13 protein-coding genes are annotated in these 21,473 nt (G+C 35.2%); 5 read left to right on the forward strand and 8 right to left on the reverse strand.

Features of this window, described 5'->3' with window-relative positions:
• Nucleotides 1-29: 29 nt before the first annotated feature.
• Entirely contained in the window at nucleotides 30-638 is a 609-nt protein-coding gene (locus tag BLR17_RS01090) for a hypothetical protein (RefSeq protein WP_083189426.1), read from the forward strand.
• On the opposite strand, the gene BLR17_RS01095 is transcribed toward BLR17_RS01090, so the two are convergent.
• The 8 genes from BLR17_RS01095 to BLR17_RS01130 all read right to left on the reverse strand — a co-directional run bounded on the left by BLR17_RS01095 (nucleotide 633) and on the right by BLR17_RS01130 (nucleotide 12,538).
• Nucleotides 633-1,364 carry a porin family protein gene (locus BLR17_RS01095; RefSeq protein ID WP_066328543.1) on the reverse strand — a complete coding sequence of 244 codons (732 nt, stop codon included), beginning with the start codon at nucleotides 1,362-1,364 and terminating at the stop codon, nucleotides 633-635. The genes BLR17_RS01090 and BLR17_RS01095 overlap by 6 nt on opposite strands.
• A gap of 199 nt (nucleotides 1,365-1,563) precedes the next feature.
• Complete coding sequence (locus BLR17_RS01100) at nucleotides 1,564-1,929, reverse strand: META domain-containing protein (protein WP_066328386.1); 366 nt, start codon at nucleotides 1,927-1,929, stop codon at nucleotides 1,564-1,566.
• A 163-nt stretch (nucleotides 1,930-2,092) separates the two neighbouring features.
• Entirely contained in the window at nucleotides 2,093-3,271 is a 1,179-nt protein-coding gene (uxuA, locus tag BLR17_RS01105) for a mannonate dehydratase (protein WP_217635887.1), read from the reverse strand.
• A 31-nt stretch (nucleotides 3,272-3,302) separates the two neighbouring features.
• On the reverse strand, nucleotides 3,303-4,142 hold the full coding sequence (locus tag BLR17_RS01110) for an SDR family oxidoreductase (protein ID WP_066328384.1): 840 nt from the start codon (nucleotides 4,140-4,142) through the stop codon (nucleotides 3,303-3,305).
• Between the two features lie 42 nt (nucleotides 4,143-4,184).
• Nucleotides 4,185-5,384: a DUF4861 family protein gene (locus BLR17_RS01115; RefSeq protein ID WP_083189423.1), complete on the reverse strand. Its 1,200-nt coding sequence runs from the start codon at nucleotides 5,382-5,384 to the stop codon at nucleotides 4,185-4,187.
• Nucleotides 5,385-5,685: 301 nt separating this feature from the next.
• Nucleotides 5,686-7,845 (reverse strand): glycoside hydrolase family 43 protein, encoded by a 2,160-nt coding sequence (locus BLR17_RS01120; RefSeq protein ID WP_066328383.1) that lies wholly within the window; start codon nucleotides 7,843-7,845, stop codon nucleotides 5,686-5,688.
• A 196-nt stretch (nucleotides 7,846-8,041) separates the two neighbouring features.
• Complete coding sequence (locus BLR17_RS01125) at nucleotides 8,042-11,167, reverse strand: beta-galactosidase, LacZ type (RefSeq protein ID WP_066328382.1); 3,126 nt, start codon at nucleotides 11,165-11,167, stop codon at nucleotides 8,042-8,044.
• Between the two features lie 21 nt (nucleotides 11,168-11,188).
• The gene (locus tag BLR17_RS01130; protein ID WP_083189420.1) at nucleotides 11,189-12,538 is read right to left on the reverse strand and encodes a BNR repeat-containing protein; all 1,350 of its coding nucleotides are present in this window, start codon (nucleotides 12,536-12,538) and stop codon (nucleotides 11,189-11,191) included.
• Nucleotides 12,539-12,860: 322 nt separating this feature from the next.
• Between BLR17_RS01130 and BLR17_RS01135 the strand changes: the two genes are divergently transcribed.
• The 4 genes from BLR17_RS01135 to BLR17_RS01150 all read left to right on the forward strand — a co-directional run bounded on the left by BLR17_RS01135 (nucleotide 12,861) and on the right by BLR17_RS01150 (nucleotide 21,470).
• The gene (locus BLR17_RS01135) at nucleotides 12,861-13,859 is read left to right on the forward strand and encodes a GntR family transcriptional regulator (protein ID WP_066328381.1); all 999 of its coding nucleotides are present in this window, start codon (nucleotides 12,861-12,863) and stop codon (nucleotides 13,857-13,859) included.
• Between the two features lie 168 nt (nucleotides 13,860-14,027).
• Nucleotides 14,028-14,192 (forward strand): hypothetical protein, encoded by a 165-nt coding sequence (locus tag BLR17_RS16455; RefSeq protein ID WP_169817165.1) that lies wholly within the window; start codon nucleotides 14,028-14,030, stop codon nucleotides 14,190-14,192.
• A gap of 81 nt (nucleotides 14,193-14,273) precedes the next feature.
• Nucleotides 14,274-16,739, forward strand: coding sequence for a DUF4982 domain-containing protein (locus BLR17_RS01145; RefSeq protein ID WP_083189444.1), 2,466 nt, complete (start codon nucleotides 14,274-14,276; stop codon nucleotides 16,737-16,739).
• A 357-nt stretch (nucleotides 16,740-17,096) separates the two neighbouring features.
• Nucleotides 17,097-21,470 (forward strand): hybrid sensor histidine kinase/response regulator transcription factor, encoded by a 4,374-nt coding sequence (locus tag BLR17_RS01150; protein WP_083189417.1) that lies wholly within the window; start codon nucleotides 17,097-17,099, stop codon nucleotides 21,468-21,470.
• Nucleotides 21,471-21,473 lie beyond the last annotated feature (3 nt).

A 21,473-nucleotide genomic window follows, 5' to 3' on the forward strand; every position in this document is an offset into this window, starting at 1 on the left:
TTATATTTGTGAGTATAAGTTATTTTAAAATGCCACAAAGAATCCTTCCGTTTTTCTCTTATCTTTTTCATCCGGTATTTATCCCGATATACGCTACCCTTTTTTACCTTTTTTCAAATCATTCTTATTTTTTGAACAAAGAAAAGTATCTGGTTTTACTGGAAGTAACCGTAATCACATTTGTGATTCCTATTCTTTTTTTCTTCCTGCTTCGATTTACAGGAAAAATTTCATCGATAATGATTCCTGAATTATCCGAAAGAAAGTTCCCTTTAGTCGTGCAATGTTTTTTACTGATTCTTTTGGTAAAAAAAAGCATTACGCTGGAACTATATCCGGAACTGCATTTTTTTATCTTAGGTGCATTATCGAGTACTTTAATCGCTTTGATTTTACTATTTGTCAACAAAAAAGCAAGTTTACACATGATGGGATTAAGTGCGCTGACGTTTTTTGTATTTGGTTTGAGTTTACACCATCACAGAGCCAATACGGCATTGGTTGTTTCCCTGGTACTCATGAATGGATTTGTAGCCTCTTCACGATTAATTATGGGAGCACACACACCTAAAGAACTGATTTTCGGAGTACTTATTGGAAGCATTCCACAAATCCTTCTGCTTTTTCTATGGTTATAGAATATAGAAAATCACTCCTACATTTAAAGAGTTCATTTTTGTTTTTTCACCCTCTATTGTTAGTGATTTAAAAACAGGATTCAAACCATAATAGGCATACACATTCAAGGTATTGTAACCTGCCGAAAGATACAAGCCGTATAGCAATTTATTAAAATCAGGATTATTAGTAATCACTGTTCGCCCTTCGCTATTCTCCAATACCGATTTACTATAAGCCAAATAACTAAATTTCATTCCGCCATAAATGCGCCAAAACTTATAACTCTCATAAGTGGAAGTGCGCCATCTAAATTCCAACGGAACATCAATTAATAATTGGGTGAATTTATTTTTATCAAAATTAGACTGAGGACCTAAAATGCTGTAAACAGGAGCTTGAGAAGTACCACTAATTCCCAGATTTTGATTGTAATTATTATAACTCACTCCTAATCCTGTCGCAAAAGCTTTAGTTCTGTTTTTATTAATTGGCATATCTCTTAAAAAGCCACCTCCTATTCCGATAGAAAATTTCTGCTGATTTAAACCCGCTGGTTTTTGCTGCAACGTATTATAGGTAAAGGCAAAATAAAACTGATCTTCGCGATACAAAGAATCAATTTTCACCTCATAAACTTCTTTTTTAGGCTTTATTTCTTCCTGTGCCAACGCACTAAAAAAAGGCAGCAATAGAAAAACGCTAAAAAATAATTTCGCTGTAAATTGATTTTGAAGTAGCTTCATTGTTCGCTGTTTTTTCCTTAAAATTCCATGATTAACACTTATTTTCACCATTAAGAAATTACGTTTTATTAAGCCATTAATTTCTCAATGGTAAAATTAGCTTTTTTAAAACACAACTCTGAAGTATTTAAAACAAAAAAGGAGCCGAAAAATTGCTCCTTCCATATTCTTATTTTTGATTCTGTCTTTCCTTTCTCTATTATTTCTTAACTAAAGTAATTTCCATATCCTTACTTTCTAATATCAATTGATCTTCTGTAATCTTGCTTTCAAAAGGATATGGAGTACCATTCTCGTCTTTTATAACCAGATTTTTTCCTTTTTTGGTCAAAGCATAACTACCATCACCTAATTCGCTTTCCAAAAAACCGCTTACACGTCCGTCTTTAGTAAAAGTTAAAGTTCCATTAGCTAAGATTTCATTTTTAGCAGAATCTGAAAGAGGCTTTTTCGCTTCTACCTCGGTAATTTTCCAAGAATTAATCAAATCATTTCGTTTTGTATTGCACGCTGCCAACAGAATGGCTAATACTATTCCACAGATAAATAAAACAGACTTTTTCATAACTTAAAATATTGGGTTAGATTCGTACAAGTTACGAAAATATAATTTGAAAAAACTAAAAATCAATGGTTTATAAATCACACATAGTACGAACCGATAAATAATACAAACCTAAAATGCTAAAAACAAAAAAGGAGCAAAAAATTGCTCCTCTTTATATCATTTATCTTTGATTTCCTCTGATTCCTCTTTCAAGACCTCTTAATTCGGCTAAACCTCTTAATCGACCTATCGCAGAATAACCCGGATTCATTTTCTTATCCAAATCATCAAGCATCTGGTGACCGTGATCAGGACGCATTGGCAATCTGTAATCCGGACGACCATTAGCGATTCTCTTATCCTGTTCTTCAACGATAGCTTTCATCACTCCGTACATATCCACATCGCCATCTAAATGGTCTGCTTCGTAGAAATTACCTTCCGCATCACGTTTAGTTGCTCTCAAGTGAATAAAATTAATACGGTGACCTAATCTTTGTACCATTCCAACCAAATCATTGTCTTCTCTTACTCCGTAGGAACCGGTACAAAAACACAAACCATTGCTTTTACTATCCACTACTTCAATCAATTGTTTGGCATCAGCCTCAGTACTTACAACTCTTGGTAAACCTAAAATTGCATAAGGCGGATCGTCAGGGTGAATTGCCATTACAATTCCTGCTTTTTCTGCAGCCGGAATGATTTCTTTCAGGAATTCGTATAGATTATTTCTCAATTCGGCATCACCAATTTCAGCATAATCGTCTAATGCTGTTTGCAATTGCTCTACGGTGTAACCTTCTTCAGCACCCGGCAATCCGGCAATAATATTTTTAACCAATAATGTTTTTTGGTCTTCGTTCATTGCTTCAAAAACCTTCGTTGCTTTAGCAATTTCTTCTGCTGTATAATCGTTTTCAGCTCCTTTTCTTTTTAGCAAAAACAATTCGAAAGCAGCAAATTCCATACGGTCAAAACGCAAAGCTTTAGAACCATCTTCAACTTCAAAAGACAAATCAGTTCTTGTCCAGTCTAAAACCGGCATGAAATTATAACAAACCGTATCGATACCGCAAGCCCCAAGATTTGCAATACTTTGACAATAGTTCTCAATGTATTTTTTATAATCCCCTTTGCGGGTTTTGATGTTTTCGTGAACCGGGATACTTTCAACAACTGACCAGGTCAATCCGGCATCTTCGATTTCTTTTTTTCTTTTTTGAATTTCTTCAACAGTCCATACTGTTCCGTTTGGAATGTGGTGTAAAGCAGTTACAATTCCAGTAGCTCCCGCCATTTTAATGTGAGACAAAGGCACAGTATCTTTTGGTCCGTACCATCTCCAAGTTTGTTCTATTCCCATTGTATTTTGATTATGTGTGTGTGTTTTAAACTCCAGCGTATGCTAAAAATCCTCCATCAACAGCAACAACAATTCCGGTTACAAAACGTGAAGCCGGATTGCAAAGCCAAAGCAAAGTACTGTCTAAATCGTTTGGTTCACCAAATCGTCCCATTGGTGTTTGTGAAAGAATCTTATTTCCTCTTTCGGTAAGACTTCCGTCTTCATTTGTCAATAAAGCTCTGTTTTGTTCTGTTAGGAAAAAGCCTGGTGAAATAGCATTCACACGAATACCTTCTTTAGCAAAATAAACCGACAACCATTCCGTTAAATTGCTGATAGCCGCTTTAGCAGCACTATACGCAGGAACTTTTGTCAACGGATGAAAAGCACTTACAGAAGAAACATTCAGGATACTGCATCCTTCTCTTCCGATCATATCGGCAGCAAAAACCTGAGTTGGTAACAAAGTCCCAATAAAATTAAGATCAAATACAAAACGTAAACCTTCAGTATCTAAACCAAAAAAAGTTTGCAAACCTTCTGTTTTATTTTGGCTATCAAAAAAGACATCTGCAGTAGTTCCTTTAGGATGATTTCCTCCGGCACCATTAATTAGAATATCTACTAAACCAAGTTGGTCATTGATTTCCTGATGCGCTTTTCTTAAACTCGCTTCATCACAAACATCAGCAGAAACGCCTATTGCTTTCCCACCTGCATTATTAACTTCTTCAGCTAATTTTTGAGCCTTTGCCAAATCTCTTCCTAATATGGCAACCTTAGCACCTTGTTTTGCCAGTGCATTTGTAAATCCGGCACCTAATACTCCAGCACCTCCAGTTATTACGACTACTTTGTCTTTTAGTCCAGTAATTATATCCATTCTGCTTTTTTTGTAAGTTTTAGCGAAACTACAAAAAAAGATTTATTTATTGCCTTTAATCGTTATCTTAAGGGGATTAGCTAACATTTTAGACTGTTTTTGTAATAAAGTATCCCAATCTGTTGCATTAGCAATCTGACCGCTTTTTTGCCATGCAAAACCGGCATAATAAATCAGCTTATTTTCTTTTGGTTTTGTAATTACCAATAAATCACTACGATCTTTTATTTTAGAAACATTCGAAAAAGCATCTGTTACTAACTTCGGATTCAAGACAATTCCCTCGCCTAAGAAAACACCGTCAATGGTTTCCCCATGACGGAACCAGCCTTCTTTTTTATTGATTTTTACTTCACCTTTATTTTCGTGCAAAGAAATTCCTGTGGCGTAATTTGGGATTTGTTTTTTAGCATCAATTGTAATTTCAAACTTAGAGAAATTTGAACCCAAATCTAACGAAATCCTTTTGGTTTCCTTCACTTCATACGAACTCCAGGGCGCATAAGTCAGTTCAAAAATAGTACGCAAAGGACCTGTTGCAATTGTTTTGTAACTCACAAAATTCTTTGAAACTGCCAATTCATTATTTTCCCAAATCCCGCTCCCTCCTGTTCCACGACTTGGTCCCACCTGATACGGATCATAACCTTCACCATGATCAATATGGTAATAACCCGGTTTTTTCACATTCTCGGCATACCATTTATTGATGATGGATTTATCGGTTCTTTTCAACCAAAGATCGATTCCGCTGGTCAATGTTCCGTCCGGACGTTTTTCTTCAACTCTTTTTTGAGCATCGGGACCATAGGTCCTAAAAGCGACCTTATCATTTTCCCAGGCGTAATCATCGGTGCGTTCCGGCACAAAACGGGAATAAGTCGTGCTTTTACTTTCGGGCAAAGTTATCGTTCCATCAAAAACCACATCGTAATTGGCTTTGGCTTTCGCCAAAACTTCCGCCTGAAACAACAATTCATCCCCAATTCCATCCTGATTATAATCAATCCATTGCAAAACAACAAATTCAGATGTTCCTGCTTTTTTGATTCGAAGATCTTGCTGTTTATTGCCTTTTACCAAATCCAAAAGTGGTTTTCCTGAAACAGAAACTATTTCTGTACGTGAGAAATTGAGATTGTTTTTTACCGAAATCTTAGCCGATTTATTTTGGGCATTCGCCAATATTGAAAACGAAAAAAACACCAACAAACACCTAAACATCAAATTGTAGTTTATCATTATTTATAAAATTAATTTGCAAACTGAACCGGATTATAAAAACATGCTGCTCCGATAGAGCTTAGACCTAACAACTATTAATCTCTCTATAAACATTTTGCTCCTACGGAGCTAAAAAAACAAACCAAATAAGCCACAGAGTGGCAAAATATGTATAGAAAAAATAGAGCCATTATTATGAGCTCCATAGGGGCGAAATATTAAAAACGTAAAATTTACCTTTTAAACGTTTTAATTTTACCATTAAAATTAAGAGCCATTGAGTCTCAATTCTCTTAATTTCTTAATGGTAAAAAAAGATTTATTTTTTCAAAGGCTGAATCCCTTCTAATGTAGGTTTGACAGCAATGATATTTCCTTCTTCGTCAAAATATAGACGGTCAATACATACTTCCCTATTATATCCTGCCGCACGACCCATAGTAATTCCTTTAGGGATAGTAAAACGGTGGTACACAATATACCATTCATCCGTTCCCGGAATCTGAATTACCGAGTTGTGTCCTGTGCCATAAATTCCCTGAGAAGGATCTTTGGCCAGAATTAAATTTTCTGTAGGAATGTTAAAATTCCCCAACGGAGAATCAGAAGTTGCGTAACGTACTCTGTAGTTTTCGCTTCGGGTATCATCCTCTGACCATAAGAAATAGTATTTCCCTTTTCGATAAAAAACCTCTGTTCCCTCTCTAAAAGTACGGTCTGGTTTTAAAACTGTCAAAGTATTTTCTTTAACCGAAATCATGTCGTCATTCAATTCGACACCCACCATAAATCCGTTCCCATAATACAAATAACTTTTTCCCGAAACAGGATCAGTAAATGCATCCGGATCAATAATCTGACCTCTGGTAATTCCGTTTGGTTTTGTTGCAACCAATGGTTTTCCAATATCCGTAAACGGTCCCTGCGGATTATCGCTTACCGCCACACCAATTTTAGCATCGCCGGTGTAATAAAAGAAATATTTATACTGACCATTTATTTTTTTCTCAGCTGCTGTAGGCGCCCATGCTTTTACATCGGTCCAGACAACATCTTTTTTCAAATCTAATAAAACTCCGTCATCAGTCCAGTCCACTAAATTAGTTGATGAAAAACTCTTGAAATAATCGCCACTCCACTCGTTAAAACCATCGCTGGTAGGATACAAATGGAAACAATTATCTTTGTTAGAATACAAAATTTCAGGATCTGCATAATAGCCCACCAATGATGGATTATTTCTGACTACTGCTTCGACATCGACAGTCATTTTCCCTAAATCACCCAATTCAAAATCATATTTCACTCCTTTTTGAGAAAAATCCTGAGCTCCGGCCGGACTCACTGACAATCCTTTATTGGCTTTAAATTCAGGGTCAAAATACTTTAAATCGGTTCCGTTTTTTACAGGAAGCAACATCTTTTTATTTTCAACATCAACTATAACATTGTTTTGTTTAATAGCTCCTGATTTTGCACCTGCGATTTCGCCGTTGGGAAACCAGCCGAATTTAGCAATTAAAGCCTGTGCTTCCGCTTTTGTAATTGGCAAAACCGTACCATGCCTTGGATGAAAATTCATCGAAACATTTTCATCAATTACCTTAAAATTTTTCAAATCAGTTGAAGACGTAAATTGGTATTTCCCTTTTCTGTACATATCGTACATTAAAATATAAGTATCCGAATTGTTTAATTTAAAAACGCCTGAACCTTCAACCGATTCATTAGTTTGATCTACATATTCATCCTTCAACACGTACCCTGAAGTCAATTTGTCCGAAATAGCAACTTTGATCCCTTTATCGGCAGTGTCTTCAGTTTTTAAGAACAAATGAAATTTTCCGTCTTTTTCAATAATATCGGCATCAATGCAGGAACCTTTTGTTGGACTAAAAAACAGCTGTTTTGGCACTGTTTCCAAGGCTGTAAAATCTTTATTGGCATAAGAATAATAAACAATATCTTTTCCTCCCGGTTGCAACATCGAGAAGTAGACCATGTATTTCTTAGCCTTAGCATCATAAATAGTTTGTGGTGCCCAAACTCTGGTCACATCTTTAAATCCCGAAAACACTTTTGAAATATCCACTTTCGAAGAAGTCCAATTCACCAAATCAGTCGATTTTAAAAGTATCATCGCCTGATTATCCCAGCCGTTTGCCGTTTGTAAATCGGTAACGGTCATGTAAAAATTTCCATCGGCTCCTCTTAAAATATGAGGATCACGAACACCACCAGTAGTACTGATTACCTCCGAAGTAATCACAGGTTTATTATCATTCAGAGCATAATAATTATAACCGTCTTTACTGATGGCAAAACGTATGGCTTCTTCTGATTTTGCATTTCCTGTGAAGTACACAAATAAGTAAGCACTATTTTTTTCGGCAACTTTTTTAGTGACGCTGCAAGAAGAAAACAACACTAAAACCAAGCTTATCGAAGTGGCAAAAAATGCGGATTGTATTCGTTTCATATTATAAATACTATTTGTTTTTTAAAAGAATAGGCATTGTTAATTATGACTTTCCGTTTCTTATTTCAATATAAAAAATGGAACACAGATAAAACTGATTTTAGCAGATTATCACAGATTGAAAAAACCACGAAAAATCCGTTTTATCTGTGTCCTGTTTTTTTTTAGTCCGCTTAGCGGACAATCACATTATTAATTATTTTGAATCCAACAAACTCAAAGTATAGCTGTAGCTGTATTTTGGAGCCGTAAGCAAATATTGCTCATGTGGCAGTGATTTCCAGCTATCATCGCCTCCCAGACCGCGCTGTGCTAAATCTAAATGTACAAATACCTTGTCTTGCGGTTTAACATCATTGGTGTGGCGTTGCATTTTAGTTTTACCCGGATCCAAAGATTCTGTTGAAACGTTTAACGTACTAAAACTTAGCGGCTGCTCTCCGGTGATTTTCAATCCAACTCCTTTGTCATTTTGCAGGCTAAACCATCTTGCATCCGTTTTATTTCCACATTCCTGCGGACGAATATATTCCCAGGTAAATTGGTTCGCTACCTTGTCCTGATAAATCCCAACAAAAGAAGCTGATTTTCTATCTGAATAATTTTCTAACGGACCGCGACCATAATAGCTCAGATTTTCATAAGCTCCCGGGAGCTCTAAACGCATACCAAAACGAGGCATTTCCGGCATTTTCTTATCGGTAACATCAATACTTGCTGTAACTTTTATTTCCCCATTATTTTGAATAAGATAATTGACAATGTAAGGTATTTTGGCTTCAGCCAAAGCATATTCAACATCAATTGGCAAGCCTTGTTCTGTTTGTTTGCCTACCGTAACCGATTTTACTTCCGGATTTAAATGAGCCTCCTTCCAAACAACTAATTTCTCCGGCATTTTGTTTCCAAAATCATTATCTGTTGGTGCTCGCCAGAAATAAGGCGTTGGAAAAGCAGTTACAATTTCAGAAGGATTATTTTTAGAAATATAACTTTTTAAAACACCTTTACTTAAATCGAAAGATCCTGCAACTGCATTGGTTTCAAAAGTCAAAACACTGGCTTTTGTCTTGAATTTCAAATCTTTCTTTTTCGAAATTTCCATTGTTTTTTCAGCAAAGAAATTCCCTTGTCCAATGGCAAATTGTTCTCTGGCTACTTCATGATTTACAGGAACCATATCGGTTGCTGTTTTGGTATAAGCATAGACATTCAGAAAATATTCTGCATTTGCATTTAAAGCTTCAACAGGCAAATCAATAGTTACATTTTCTCCAGGTTCACAATCTACATTGAATGTTTTTTCCTGAACTAAATGACCGTTTTTAAACAATTCAAATTTGAATTGGTACTGATTTAAATTAGTATACTGAAAAATATTTTTAATAGTCAATTGATTTAATCCTTTCAGACTAAACAAAATGCTTTGATATACTTTTTTCACCTCAGCCAATCCCGGATGTGGTTTTCTATTAGCACTAATCAATCCGTTATCACAAAAATTCTCATCATTACGAAGATCTTTACTTCCTAAATCTCCTCCATAAGCATAATAAACCGTTCCATTTTCATCTTTGGTTTTAATTCCCTGATCTACCCAGTCCCAGATAAAACCACCCTGCATATGACGACTGCTGTTGATAATATCCCAGTATTCCTGAAAATTTCCGCTACTATTTCCCATCGCATGTGAATACTCACACATGATAAAAGGTCGCGTTTTATCTTTTGCGGCAGCATATTCTTTCATGTATTTGATAGTTGGATACATTGGTGCTACAATATCAGTATTGCTATTTTCTTTGGCCTGTTCAGAATGTACCGGACGTGATGGATCCGTGCTTTTCAACCACTTGTATGCTTCATGAAAAACAGGTCCGTTACCACATTCATTCCCCATAGACCATATAATCACTGAAGGATGATTTTTATTGATTTCGAACATACGCTTGATACGATCCAAATGCGCCGGAAACCACATTGACACATAAGAAGGGTGTTTAGACTCCGCAGAAATGTTTTGTCCTTCAACCCCCATCCCATGACTTTCTATGTTTGCCTCATCAATTACATACATTCCATATTCATCACATAATTGATACAAATAAGGATCATGCGGATAATGACTCATTCGGATAGCATTGATGTTATTTTGCTTCATTAATGCGATATCCTTGCGCATAGTTGGATAATCAGGTGTATGGCCTTTTGTTTCGTGATGATCCTGAGTATTTACACCGCGAATAAGTATCGCCTTACCGTTAACTAAAAGTTGGGCGTTTTTAATTTCGACTTTTCTGAAACCTGTTTTCCCATAAATAACCGAATTCTCATCAGGATTAACACTTTCCAGTTTTATAATATAACGATACAAATAAGGCATTTCTGAACTCCATTTGTTCACATTAGTAACAGTAGAATTAAAAGTAACTTCTTTAGTTAGATTGCTCACTTTTTTAGTTTCGGCATATACTTTTTTGCCCTGAGCATCTAATAAAGTCAGCGTTAGATTGGCATTTTTGATTTTATTTTGCTGAAAAGCTCTTAACTGAACCGTAGTTTTAAAAAGTCCGTTAGCATAATTTTCATCTAAATCACTGTGTACAAAATAATCCCAAACCGTCAGTTTAGGAACAGCCTGCAAATACACGCTGCGCTCAATACCACTCAATCTCCAGAAATCCTGATCTTCTAAATAACTTCCGTCATGCCAGCGAAAAACCTGAACTGCCAGTACATTTTCTCCTTTTTGTAAAAACGGAGTCACATCAAATTCGGCAGCTGTTTTTGCTGCTTTTGTCATTCCCACTTCTTTTCCATTAAGGTAAACACGGGCATAACCTGAAATAGAACCAAAGTGAAGTATCACTTCTTTGCTGTTCCAATTTTCGGGTACTGTAAATTTTGTTCTGTAGCTTCCTACCGGATTGTAATTATTATCTACAAAGGGGGGATTTCGCGGAAAAGGATAAGTAATATTGGTATAAATAGGAATATCAAATCCCTGTAATTCCCAGTTAGATGGTACCGGAATGCTAGCCCAGCTTTTATCATCCAAATCCACTTTATAAAAATCCTGCGGACGGTCAATCGGTTTTTTAACAATATTGAATTTCCATTCTCCGTCTAAACTTTTATAATACGAAGATTGCTCTGCTTGATTAGTCGCTGCTGTCGTTTCGTTTTGAAATAAAACAAACGAAGTTCTCCCTGCTTCTTTGTTTCTTTCTACGATATTAGGATTTTCCCATTCATTTTGTTGTTGCTGCGCGTTAATGAGCTGCACAGCCAACAAAAGCGCAAAAATTAGTTTCCTTTTCATTCTCAGTTTTATTTAGTGGTTTTAGTGTGTTTTTCGATTGAGTGAATTGTACTTAAGGCATTTTTTAAATTCAACAACTCTTACTGGCTGAGGGTCTACCTTAGCCAATCCTTCCCCATCGGCCTGACTTACATTTTGAGAAAAAATATGCAATTGTTTTTTTCTCTTCCAAAGTGACACATCAAAATTAGGCTCCCATTGCCCTACCGAATAAGAAGTTACATCTTTCAACTCCCATTGTTTTTTGTCTAAATTGGCATACGCCAATGTGATTTTGTTGTCTCTTTCCTCATCCCTGAAAAGCAAATACAACATCGATTTATCAACCAAAATTTTAGGACGGGAAATTGGAATTCTTTTAGTTCCACCACCTCCTAAAGTAAATGGGTTCGAATGAAAATTAGTATCGATTAAATTCCATTTCTTATTTGACCAGTAAACCACTTTGTATTGTGGCACTCCATTAGTAGCCCAATAGGTTGCAATATAAGGATTTCCCGCTTCATCCACAGTCATCGAAGTTTGATTGATTAAGCTGCTGTTTTGAGGAACATTCCAGGCAGTTTCAGCAGTTGCTTTTGTTATTGGTAAACTGTATTTTTCTCCGGCAGATTTTTGCCAGCTTTGTCCGCCATCAGCTGAAAAAGCATAACAAATAGTATTATTTGTTGATACATCCCAGCTTTCTCTCCAAACCCAGGAAAGATAAATTCCTTTTTTGCCTACGCAAATTTGCCAATATGCCGAGCGCTGATTTTCTCCGTCAATTAAATTATTTTGCAATGAAGTCCATTTTTCAGTCTTCACATCATAGGATTTCATAATCATATTGCCTCTTCCGGAAGCTCCTGAACGATAACAAAACAACAATTTCCCATCAGGTAAATTATGAAATTCAGGATAAGTAACCTTTATTTCATCCTGACCTGTCATTGGTAATTCTTCTCCTAATTCCAAACTAAATGGCGCTTTACTTTTAGCATATCGCAAACGAGTATCATGATGATCCCAACTCACATGAAGATAGCCTTTAGCATCAACAGCAATACTAATATCGTTATGCGCGTCTTTTACATTTCCGCTATAGGGCGTAATTACTTTTTCCCATTTATTGGTTTTCAATTTGCGCCTGGCCAAAACCATTTTCCCATCAGGATTGTAATAAGCGGTATATTGAAACTTTTTAAAAGTTGTAAGCGCACTGTTTCTAAAAACAACTGTATTTACCGAGTTATTACTCCAGCCCAAACCAACTTCGCTTTCATTAATTTTTAACTGAGCATTGGCTAGTCCTGAAAACAGCATCATTAATAAACAAGCTCTAACAAGGAAGCTATTTATGTTTAATTGACCATTTAAAATCGTATTCATTTGTATTTCTTTTATAAAATCTAAATCTTTTTATCTGACAGTTTTCTTTTTAAAATATTTTGAAATAAAATAGCAAATATATTTTTTTTAAAGTTTTTTTTTATGGAGTAAATAACAAATGTATGTACAACATTTACAAAAACAAACCAGTACCAACCAGTTTATAAATTTCTCTACCGGATATCTACTACCGTAGAGGTGTTGACAAACAAAACGACACATCAATTATTGGTAAATAAATTATTCCATGCTAATTCATTTGTAAAACCATACCACTATATACCGGTTTTTTACATACATTTATAACCTGATTTTTTGAAACATGAAAATAATAGCAATAAACAAAAGACAGAATCTCCCAAAATACAAGCAAATTATTTTGTCAATAGAAATGTCCATAGCCGAGAAACGCTTAAAAAGAGGCGATAAACTACCTTCGGTTAACAAAGTTTCTCTTGAATTTAGTATTTCGAGAGATACGGTTTTATTGGCTTATGACGAACTCAAAAAAAGAGGAATTATTTATGCTATTTTAGGCAAAGGCTATTATGTAAAAAGTGAGGATTTTAGTTTTGAGCAGCGGATTTTCTTATTGTTTGACGAATTAAATGCTTTTAAGGAAGACCTCTACAATTCTTTTATGGAAACCATTAACAGAAATGCACAAATAGACATCTTCTTTCATTATTTTAATCCCGAAGTTTTTAAAAAACTCATCCATGAAAACAATGGCAATTATTCGAAATACATCATTATGCCAACCAATTTGGTTAATGCAGCGGCTGTAATCAAAACACTTCCCGAAGAAGACGTATTTATTCTGGACCAGACTAATCCGGAACTAAAGAATTATCCCTCTGTACATCAAAATCACACTAAAGACACTTACAATGCCTTAGAATCGGGCAAAAACCAAATAGAAAAATACAAAAAACTCATTTTGATTTTCTCCAGTTACAAACAACCCATAGGAATGCGGGAAGGTTTTATCGATTTTTGTAAAAAACATCAGTTTCACTACGACATCATCTCTAATTTTGAGAATAACGAAATCCAGAAGGGAGACCTTTACATCATCCCAGATGACCGTCATTTGGTAAACGTAATCGAACAATCTAAAAAACAGAAATTAGTTATTGGTCAGGATCTGGGCATCATCTCTTACAATGACACTCCTCTAAAAAAAGTCGTTTCCGAAGGAATCACCACCATATCCACCGATTTTGAAGAAATGGGACGCATTCTGGCCGAATTAATTCTCAATCATAAAAAAGAACAAATTGAAAATAAAAGCAGTCTTATTATGAGAGGATCTTTGTAACTCAGACTAATCTTATCTCAAGAAAAATCATACTGAAGGATACAGGTTATCACAGGATAGCTGTAAAATCAAAACCACTTAGATTTGTAGCAATACGCATTCTACTATTTTTTTTGCAGAATGCAGAACCCTCATATTTATTCCATTCAACCAATTAAACTTGCATCTATGAAAAAATTGATTGCGCAATTTTTATTATTCAGCAGTACTATTTTCTGTTATGGACAAAATGCGGCAATAGCTGACAGCATCTATCCTCCCTCTGATTTAACTATATCGTATCATACCGAATGGGCAAAAGAGAAACTAAATCTCCATTATCTTAAATTTTAATTACAAGAAGTAAACTACAGGATTTTTTTTATTAAAAAAGTTTTTACTTTTAGTGCAAAAATGAATTCAAAAAAATATAAAATGAGAATACAAAACATGAATGTAAAAATGGTGATAATACTTTTTTTTACAGGATTTTTATCATTAAGCTCTTCAGCACAAAAAACATTCAAAAATAGCCGTAATACGATACTCCTTACTGATAATTGGAAATTTGCTAAAGACATCAAAGAAGACGCGTCCTCCTCAAGCTACAACGATTCTAAATGGTCAACTGTAAGTATACCTCACGACTGGGCTATTTATGGCCCCTTTGATAAAAAATGGGATATACAAATTACAGCAATAGAACAAAATGGAGAAAAAATTGCCACAGAAAAAACCGGTCGTACAGGTGCACTACCACATATAGGTTCTGGATGGTATCGTAAAACATTCACATTACCTCAATTCCAACAAGGAAAAAGAGCTCTTATTGTTTTCGATGGCGCTATGAGTGAACCTGAAGTTTATTTGAACGGAAAAAAGATAGGTCAATGGGGCTATGGCTACAGCTATTTTTACATTGACATTACGAAAGATATAATTATCGGATCAAAAAATGTTTTAGCCGTAAAACTCACTAACCAGCCTTATTCTTCAAGATGGTATCCGGGCGCCGGACTTTACAGGAAAGTAAGCATCATTGTAAAAGACACTGAAAGTTTTGAACAATGGAGCACTTTTGTTACTACACCTTTAGTAAATAACAACTTAGCAACTGTAAATATTAAAACCAATGCAAATGGGACCAATTGTTCTATGGTAACCATTATAAAAGACGCTAAGAACAATATAATAGCAACAGCCAAAAGCCCAAAATCAGTTGATGGCAAATTCGACCAAACAATTAATGTTACTAATCCGCAGTTATGGAGTCCTGAAACTCCTCATCTCTATACTGCCGTTACTCAATTAATTTCGAATGACGGAACATTAAAGGATGAGGAAATTACAAAATTCGGAATACGCTCTATTAAGTACGAACCTGAAATTGGATTCAGTTTAAATGGAAAGACAATTAAATTCAAGGGAGTTTGTCTTCATCATGATTTAGGACCATTGGGAGCTGCCATCAATAAAGCGGCTTTAAAAAGACAACTAACAATCCTGAAAGACATGGGCTGCAATGCTATTCGCAGTTCCCATAATATGCCTTCTTTTGAACAATTGGAACTAGCCGATGAAATGGGATTTTTATTTTTGGCTGAAAGTTTTGATGAATGGGCTAAACCAAAAGTAAAGAATGGATACCATCGTTTTTTTGAAGATTATGCCGAAAAAGATATTGTAAACTTAGTAAGAGCAACCAGAAATCATCCTTGTATTGTAATGTGGAGTGCAGGTAATGAAGTTCCTGATCAATATGGAGCTGAAGGACTTAAAAGAGCTAAGTTTCTGCAAGATATTTTCCACAGAGAAGATCCAACACGTCCTGTAACAGTAGGAATGGATCAAGTTAAGCAAACTATGGCCTCCGGATTTGGTTCCTTACTCGATATACCTGGGTTAAATTACAGGGTTCATTTATACGAAGATGCACATAAAGCGTTCCCCCAAGGTTTTATTTTAGGATCAGAAACCGCTTCTACAGTTAGTTCCAGAGGCATATATAAATTCCCCGTAAAACAATATAAAAACAAACAATATGACGATTTACAATGCTCATCATATGATTTGGAAGCTTGTAGCTGGTCTAATTTACCGGATGAAGATTTTGTATTACAAGATGACAAACCATGGGTTATAGGTGAATTTGTATGGACCGGATTTGATTATTTAGGAGAACCTACACCTTATGATGAAAAATGGCCTTCAAGAAGTTCCTATTTTGGAATCTCTGACTTGGCCGGTCTTCCTAAAGATCGTTTTTACCTGTATAGAAGCAGGTGGAATACTACCGATAAAACATTGCATATTTTACCACATTGGAACTGGAAAGGAAGAGAGGGCGAAATCACTCCTGTTTTTGTATATACCAATTATGAAAGTGCTGAACTTTTTGTCAATGGCAAAAGTATGGGAATACAAAAAAAGAATAATGCAACACCACAAAACAGATATCGTCTTATGTGGAATGATGTAAAATATGAACCGGGTACTATAAAAGTAGTTGCTTTAGATTCTAATGGTAAAGCTGTTGCTCAAAATGAAATCCACACCGCTGACACTCCTTACAAAATTGTACTTAATCCGGACCGTAAAACCATTAAAGCAGATGGAGAAGACATTTCATTTGTTACTGTTTCTGTTGTTGACAAGAATGGCATTCCATGTCCTCTGGCGGATAATCAATTGAAATTTGAAGTAAATGGCGCAGGAACCTATAGGGCTGCTTGTAATGGTGACGCCACCTCAACTGAGATGTTTCACAAAAATACTATGAAACTTTTCAGTGGAAAACTGATAGTTTTAGTGAAAGCCACTAAAAAAGCAGGTACTATAACATTAAAGGTTTCCGGAAATGGACTTCAGTCAGGCATTATTAACTTGAAATCTACAAATTAGAAATCAATATTAGTTCAATCTATTAAAAGTTACATCCTCAATAACTTAAATTTTAAAAGCATAAAACTCTTTAGTTGAGTTTTATGCTTTTTTCATAATATCTCAACTCTTATATCACTCATTTACAGAACAACACAATTGATTAAATTGTAAAATGCCCCTTCGATATGTGTGATATCCCCCCTAATCTGTAAATGTACTATTAATAGTTTTGTTAAGTAAGAAAGCTATAGCAACACTTTTCAATTTTTTTAAAACGGGAACTTCATCAAAAACATACAAACAAGTTGCATTCTGTCTTAAAAAAACAGTTATATATTATTGTAAATTTGTTCAATCCTACAACTAAAAACCACAATGAAGATTTCAGGAAACCTTTATATCATAATGCTTCTATGCTTTCTGTCTCAATTTATCATGCACAGTCAGGAAAATTACTCTTATGAAAAGTTTCAGGTTGAAGACGGACTTCCGCATAATATCATCAACCAAATCATTCAGGACAAAAAAGGCTTTATCTGGATAGCAACCACAAACGGGCTTAGCAAATACAACGGCTATTCCTTTACCAACTATAAACCCAAAGCCTCCGATAAGGTTATCATGAAAAACAATCGGGTTGATAAAATCATTGAAGACATCTATGGCCGAATCTGGATGCGATCGGAAGCGCTGGATTCCAGATTGTACTGTTTTGATCCAAAATCAGAATCTTTTTGGGGAACCGAACTCGTTGCTGATTTACCCAATAAAAAATTCAACATCGGGCAAATTAAAGTCACTAAATCAGGGATGGTTTGGTTACTTTCTAAAAACGATAATGGATGTGTACTTGTTACTGACTACATGTTTTCCACTATTGTATTCCATAAAAAAAAGAATAATTTAAAAACGAATACTGTTCACACCGTATTCGAAGATTCACAAAAAAATTCATGGTTGTTAACAAATAATGGAATTACTCTGGTGAATCCGTTCAAACCGAAAAAAACTCCAACTTACTTTTTAACACAATTGCATCTGCCAACCGGATTTTATGCTGCCATTGAATTTGAAGATGAAATTTGGTTTGGAGGTTCAAATGGAACAATTGCTAAATATTCTAAGGGAAATCATAATTTCAGAACTAAAAAAATAGCATTAGATGCAAAAATCATTAAGTTCGAAAAATTAGATCAGCAAACCATTCTTGCCATCACCGACCAAAAAGGATTTTGTACGATCAATATTTATACCGGCGAAATTGAAATTTTCAATTCGAAAACCCAGCCCAATTTAAAAACAACTGACCTTAACCCTGTTGCCTTTCTGAAAAGACATCAATTATGGTTTGTTTCGGGCAAAGAAAGAGGCATTTATCTATTTGATTTTAAAGACAAAAAAACATCTTACTACCCGGAAACTTCTGACGAGAAAATCAATTCTAACGCACCGGTAAATGCATTGGTATTAACCGATCAAAAAGGCGACGTCTGGGTTCAGCCTTCAGGAGGCATCTTTTCAAAATTTGATGCTGTAAAAAAAACGCTCCTTCCATTTACAGTACCATCGAACTCCCTTAATTCTAATTCACCTAACAGCTTACACACCGCTTTCTTTGACCGTCAGGGCTCTTTATGGTACAATATGCAGGCGGCAGGTTTATGCAAAATTACGTTTAGCGAATACAATTTTAACGCAGCACACTTAAATACTATTCCCAGAAATGTGAGGGTTATTTTTCAGGATAAAAGCGAAAAAACATGGATTAGCACCAAACAAAAACAGATACTCATTTATGATAAAAACCTGAACAAAATGGGAGAACTTTCTCCATCAGGTAAACTGAGTAAATCGGCTACATGGCTCAAAACAGCATATAGTATAACCGAAGACCGTAATGCAAATATATGGATTGGAACACGTGGAGACGGTCTTTATAAATTAACCCCTCAAAAAACGCCTTACAACTACAGCGTAGAACATTTTTTACACAACGATACAAATTCATTCAGTCTTTGCGATAACGACATTTATTCGGTTTATGAAGACCGCAGTGGTCAAATCTGGGTGGGAACTTTTAATGGATTAAACCTAATCGAAAAAGACAAATTTGGGCAACTAAAGTTTATCAATCACAGAAACCGATGGAAATCCTATCCATTAGAGAATTTCAGTAAAATAAGATGCATCAATCAAACTAAAGAGGGTTTAATTTTAGTGGGCACCACTGGCGGATTATTGGCAGTAAAACCAAATACCAATCGCCTAAACATAAAAACGTATGGTATAAACAATGTCAATCCTAACGGACTTAGAAGCAATGATATTATGGACATTTGCGTTACTAAAAATGGCAAAACCATTTTAGCAACTGCCGATGGAGGTATTAGTAAAGTTATTTCTAAAGATAAGTTAGGATTTCCTGTTCAGTTTAAAACTTTTGGACGAAATGAAGGTTTGCCGTCTAACAATATGTTGTCCTTAGTTGAGGATAACGACGGTAAAATCTGGGCCGCTACTGATGATATCCTAACCCGATTTAACCCTGAAAAAGAATATTTTGAAGTGTTTCCGGAAATAAAATGGGCTATCAACAACAATAACTTTTCAGAAGCTACTAAGTGCAGGCTGAAATCGGGCGAAATCCTGTTTGGTTACTCCGAAGGAATAATCCATTTCTTTCCCGATCAAATCAAATCCAATTATTATTCCCCTTATCTGGCCTTTACCAACCTTTGGTTATTCAACAAAAAAGTAGATATCAATAAAGAGACTTCTCCATTAGCGATTTCCTTAGACAATTGTAAAGATATCGTATTGAATCATAACCAAAACTTTTTCAATATAGAGTTTGCTGCTTTGGATTATAAAAACCCAAAAAACATCAAATATGCCTATAAACTGGAAGGTTTTGATGAGAAATGGAATTTTGTCAACAACCAGAGAACGGCCTTTTATACGAATGTGCCCAAGGGAAGCTATACCTTTAAAGTAAAATCGACCAACAGTCAGGGAAATTGGGTAACAAATGAAAGAAGTTTGCGTATTAATGTTGAACCTTCTATTTGGAATACAACAGTGGCTTACATTATTTATGCGCTGTTAATTATAGGATGTATCCTTCTGATTAACCGCACAATGATTACCATTTACCAATTAAAAACGAATGCCAAAATTGAAAAAGATATGTTTGATATGAAGCAAAAGTTTTTTATCGATATTTCACATGAATTGCGTACGCCTTTAACCTTAATTTCAGGTCCAATAGAATATTTAATAAATGATAGCCAAACGCCTGAAATCATAAAAAAACAACTCGATTACGTATCTCAAAGTACAAACAGACTGCAAAGGCTGGTTAATCAGATATTGGATTTTAGAAAAATTCAGGCTCAGAAATTAAAAATCTCCGAAATAAATTTAACCGAATTTGCCAGTGATATTTTTAATAATTTCATCGAAATTGCTCAGGAAAAAAAGATTAGCTATAGCTTAGAAATTTTAGATGATGATATCAAATTATGGGCCGACAGAAATGCTTTGGAAAAAATCATCATGAACCTTTTATCGAATGCGTTTAAATACACTCCGGATGAAAAAACAATACGCCTTCGCATTTATAAAAACGACAAAAAAATAGGACTAACCGTAATCGATGAAGGCATTGGAATTTCCGAAGAACATCATAACAGCATCTTTAACCGTTTTTCTTCTTTCAACAAAAACAGTAATAATCCCAGCACCGGTATTGGTTTATCGATGGTAAAAGAATTGGTAGAAAAACATCATGGAGAAGTTAATTTTGAAAGTAAAACCAATAAAGGCAGCAGCTTTTCTGTCTTTTTCAAACAGGGATACAGCCATTTTACTGACGAGGTAGAAATTAGTACCGAAGAAGAATCTAAAGAAATAGTTGAAAATAAATTACTCAAAACACAGCCCATAACACTCTATAACAATCCGGAAGAGCGTCAGGAAAAAATAAAAATATTAGTCGTTGAAGATGACCTTAAACTGCGAACATTCCTTAATAATGTTCTGGAAGATGATTATGAAATTCTGGAAGCCGAAGATGGCGAAATAGCCTATCAAAAAATACTGGAAAGCACTCCCGATTTTATTATCAGTGATATTATGATGCCTAAACTCAGCGGAGTGGAACTTTTACAGAAAATAAGAAACAATATCGAGACCAGCCACGTTCCTGTTATACTTTTAACCGCAAAAACCACAATTGAAAGTCAGCTGGAAGGACTTTCTTATGGTGCAGATGATTATATAACCAAACCGTTCAGTGTTTCCTATTTAAAAGCCCGAATTGTTAATTTACTCGAACAACGAAAAAGGCTGCAGGGCATTTTTGATTCCTACGAAAAAAGCAATCCAAAAGAGTACAATCCTAAGCCTTATTTAATTACGGATCAGGACGAACAAATCATGCAAAAAGTAATGATTGCCATTGAAGAAAACATTGACAATAATGATTTTTCGGTAGAAGATTTAGGCAGTGTCGTAGGACTGAATCGCACTTCTTTTTATTACAAAATAAAAAGTCTTACGGGTTACACTCCTGTTGAATTCATCCGAGATGTACGAATTAAAAGGGCTGCCCAATTGTTAATGAACAGTCAGTTATTAATCAAAGAAATTGCCTACATGACCGGCTTTTCAGACATGAAATACTTCACTAAATCTTTTAAAAACAAATACGATCTAACTCCGAGTGAATATCGTAAGGAAAATAAATAATCC

The sequence above is a fragment of the Flavobacterium glycines genome, from assembly GCF_900100165.1.
In the GTDB taxonomy this organism is placed as follows: domain Bacteria; phylum Bacteroidota; class Bacteroidia; order Flavobacteriales; family Flavobacteriaceae; genus Flavobacterium; species Flavobacterium glycines.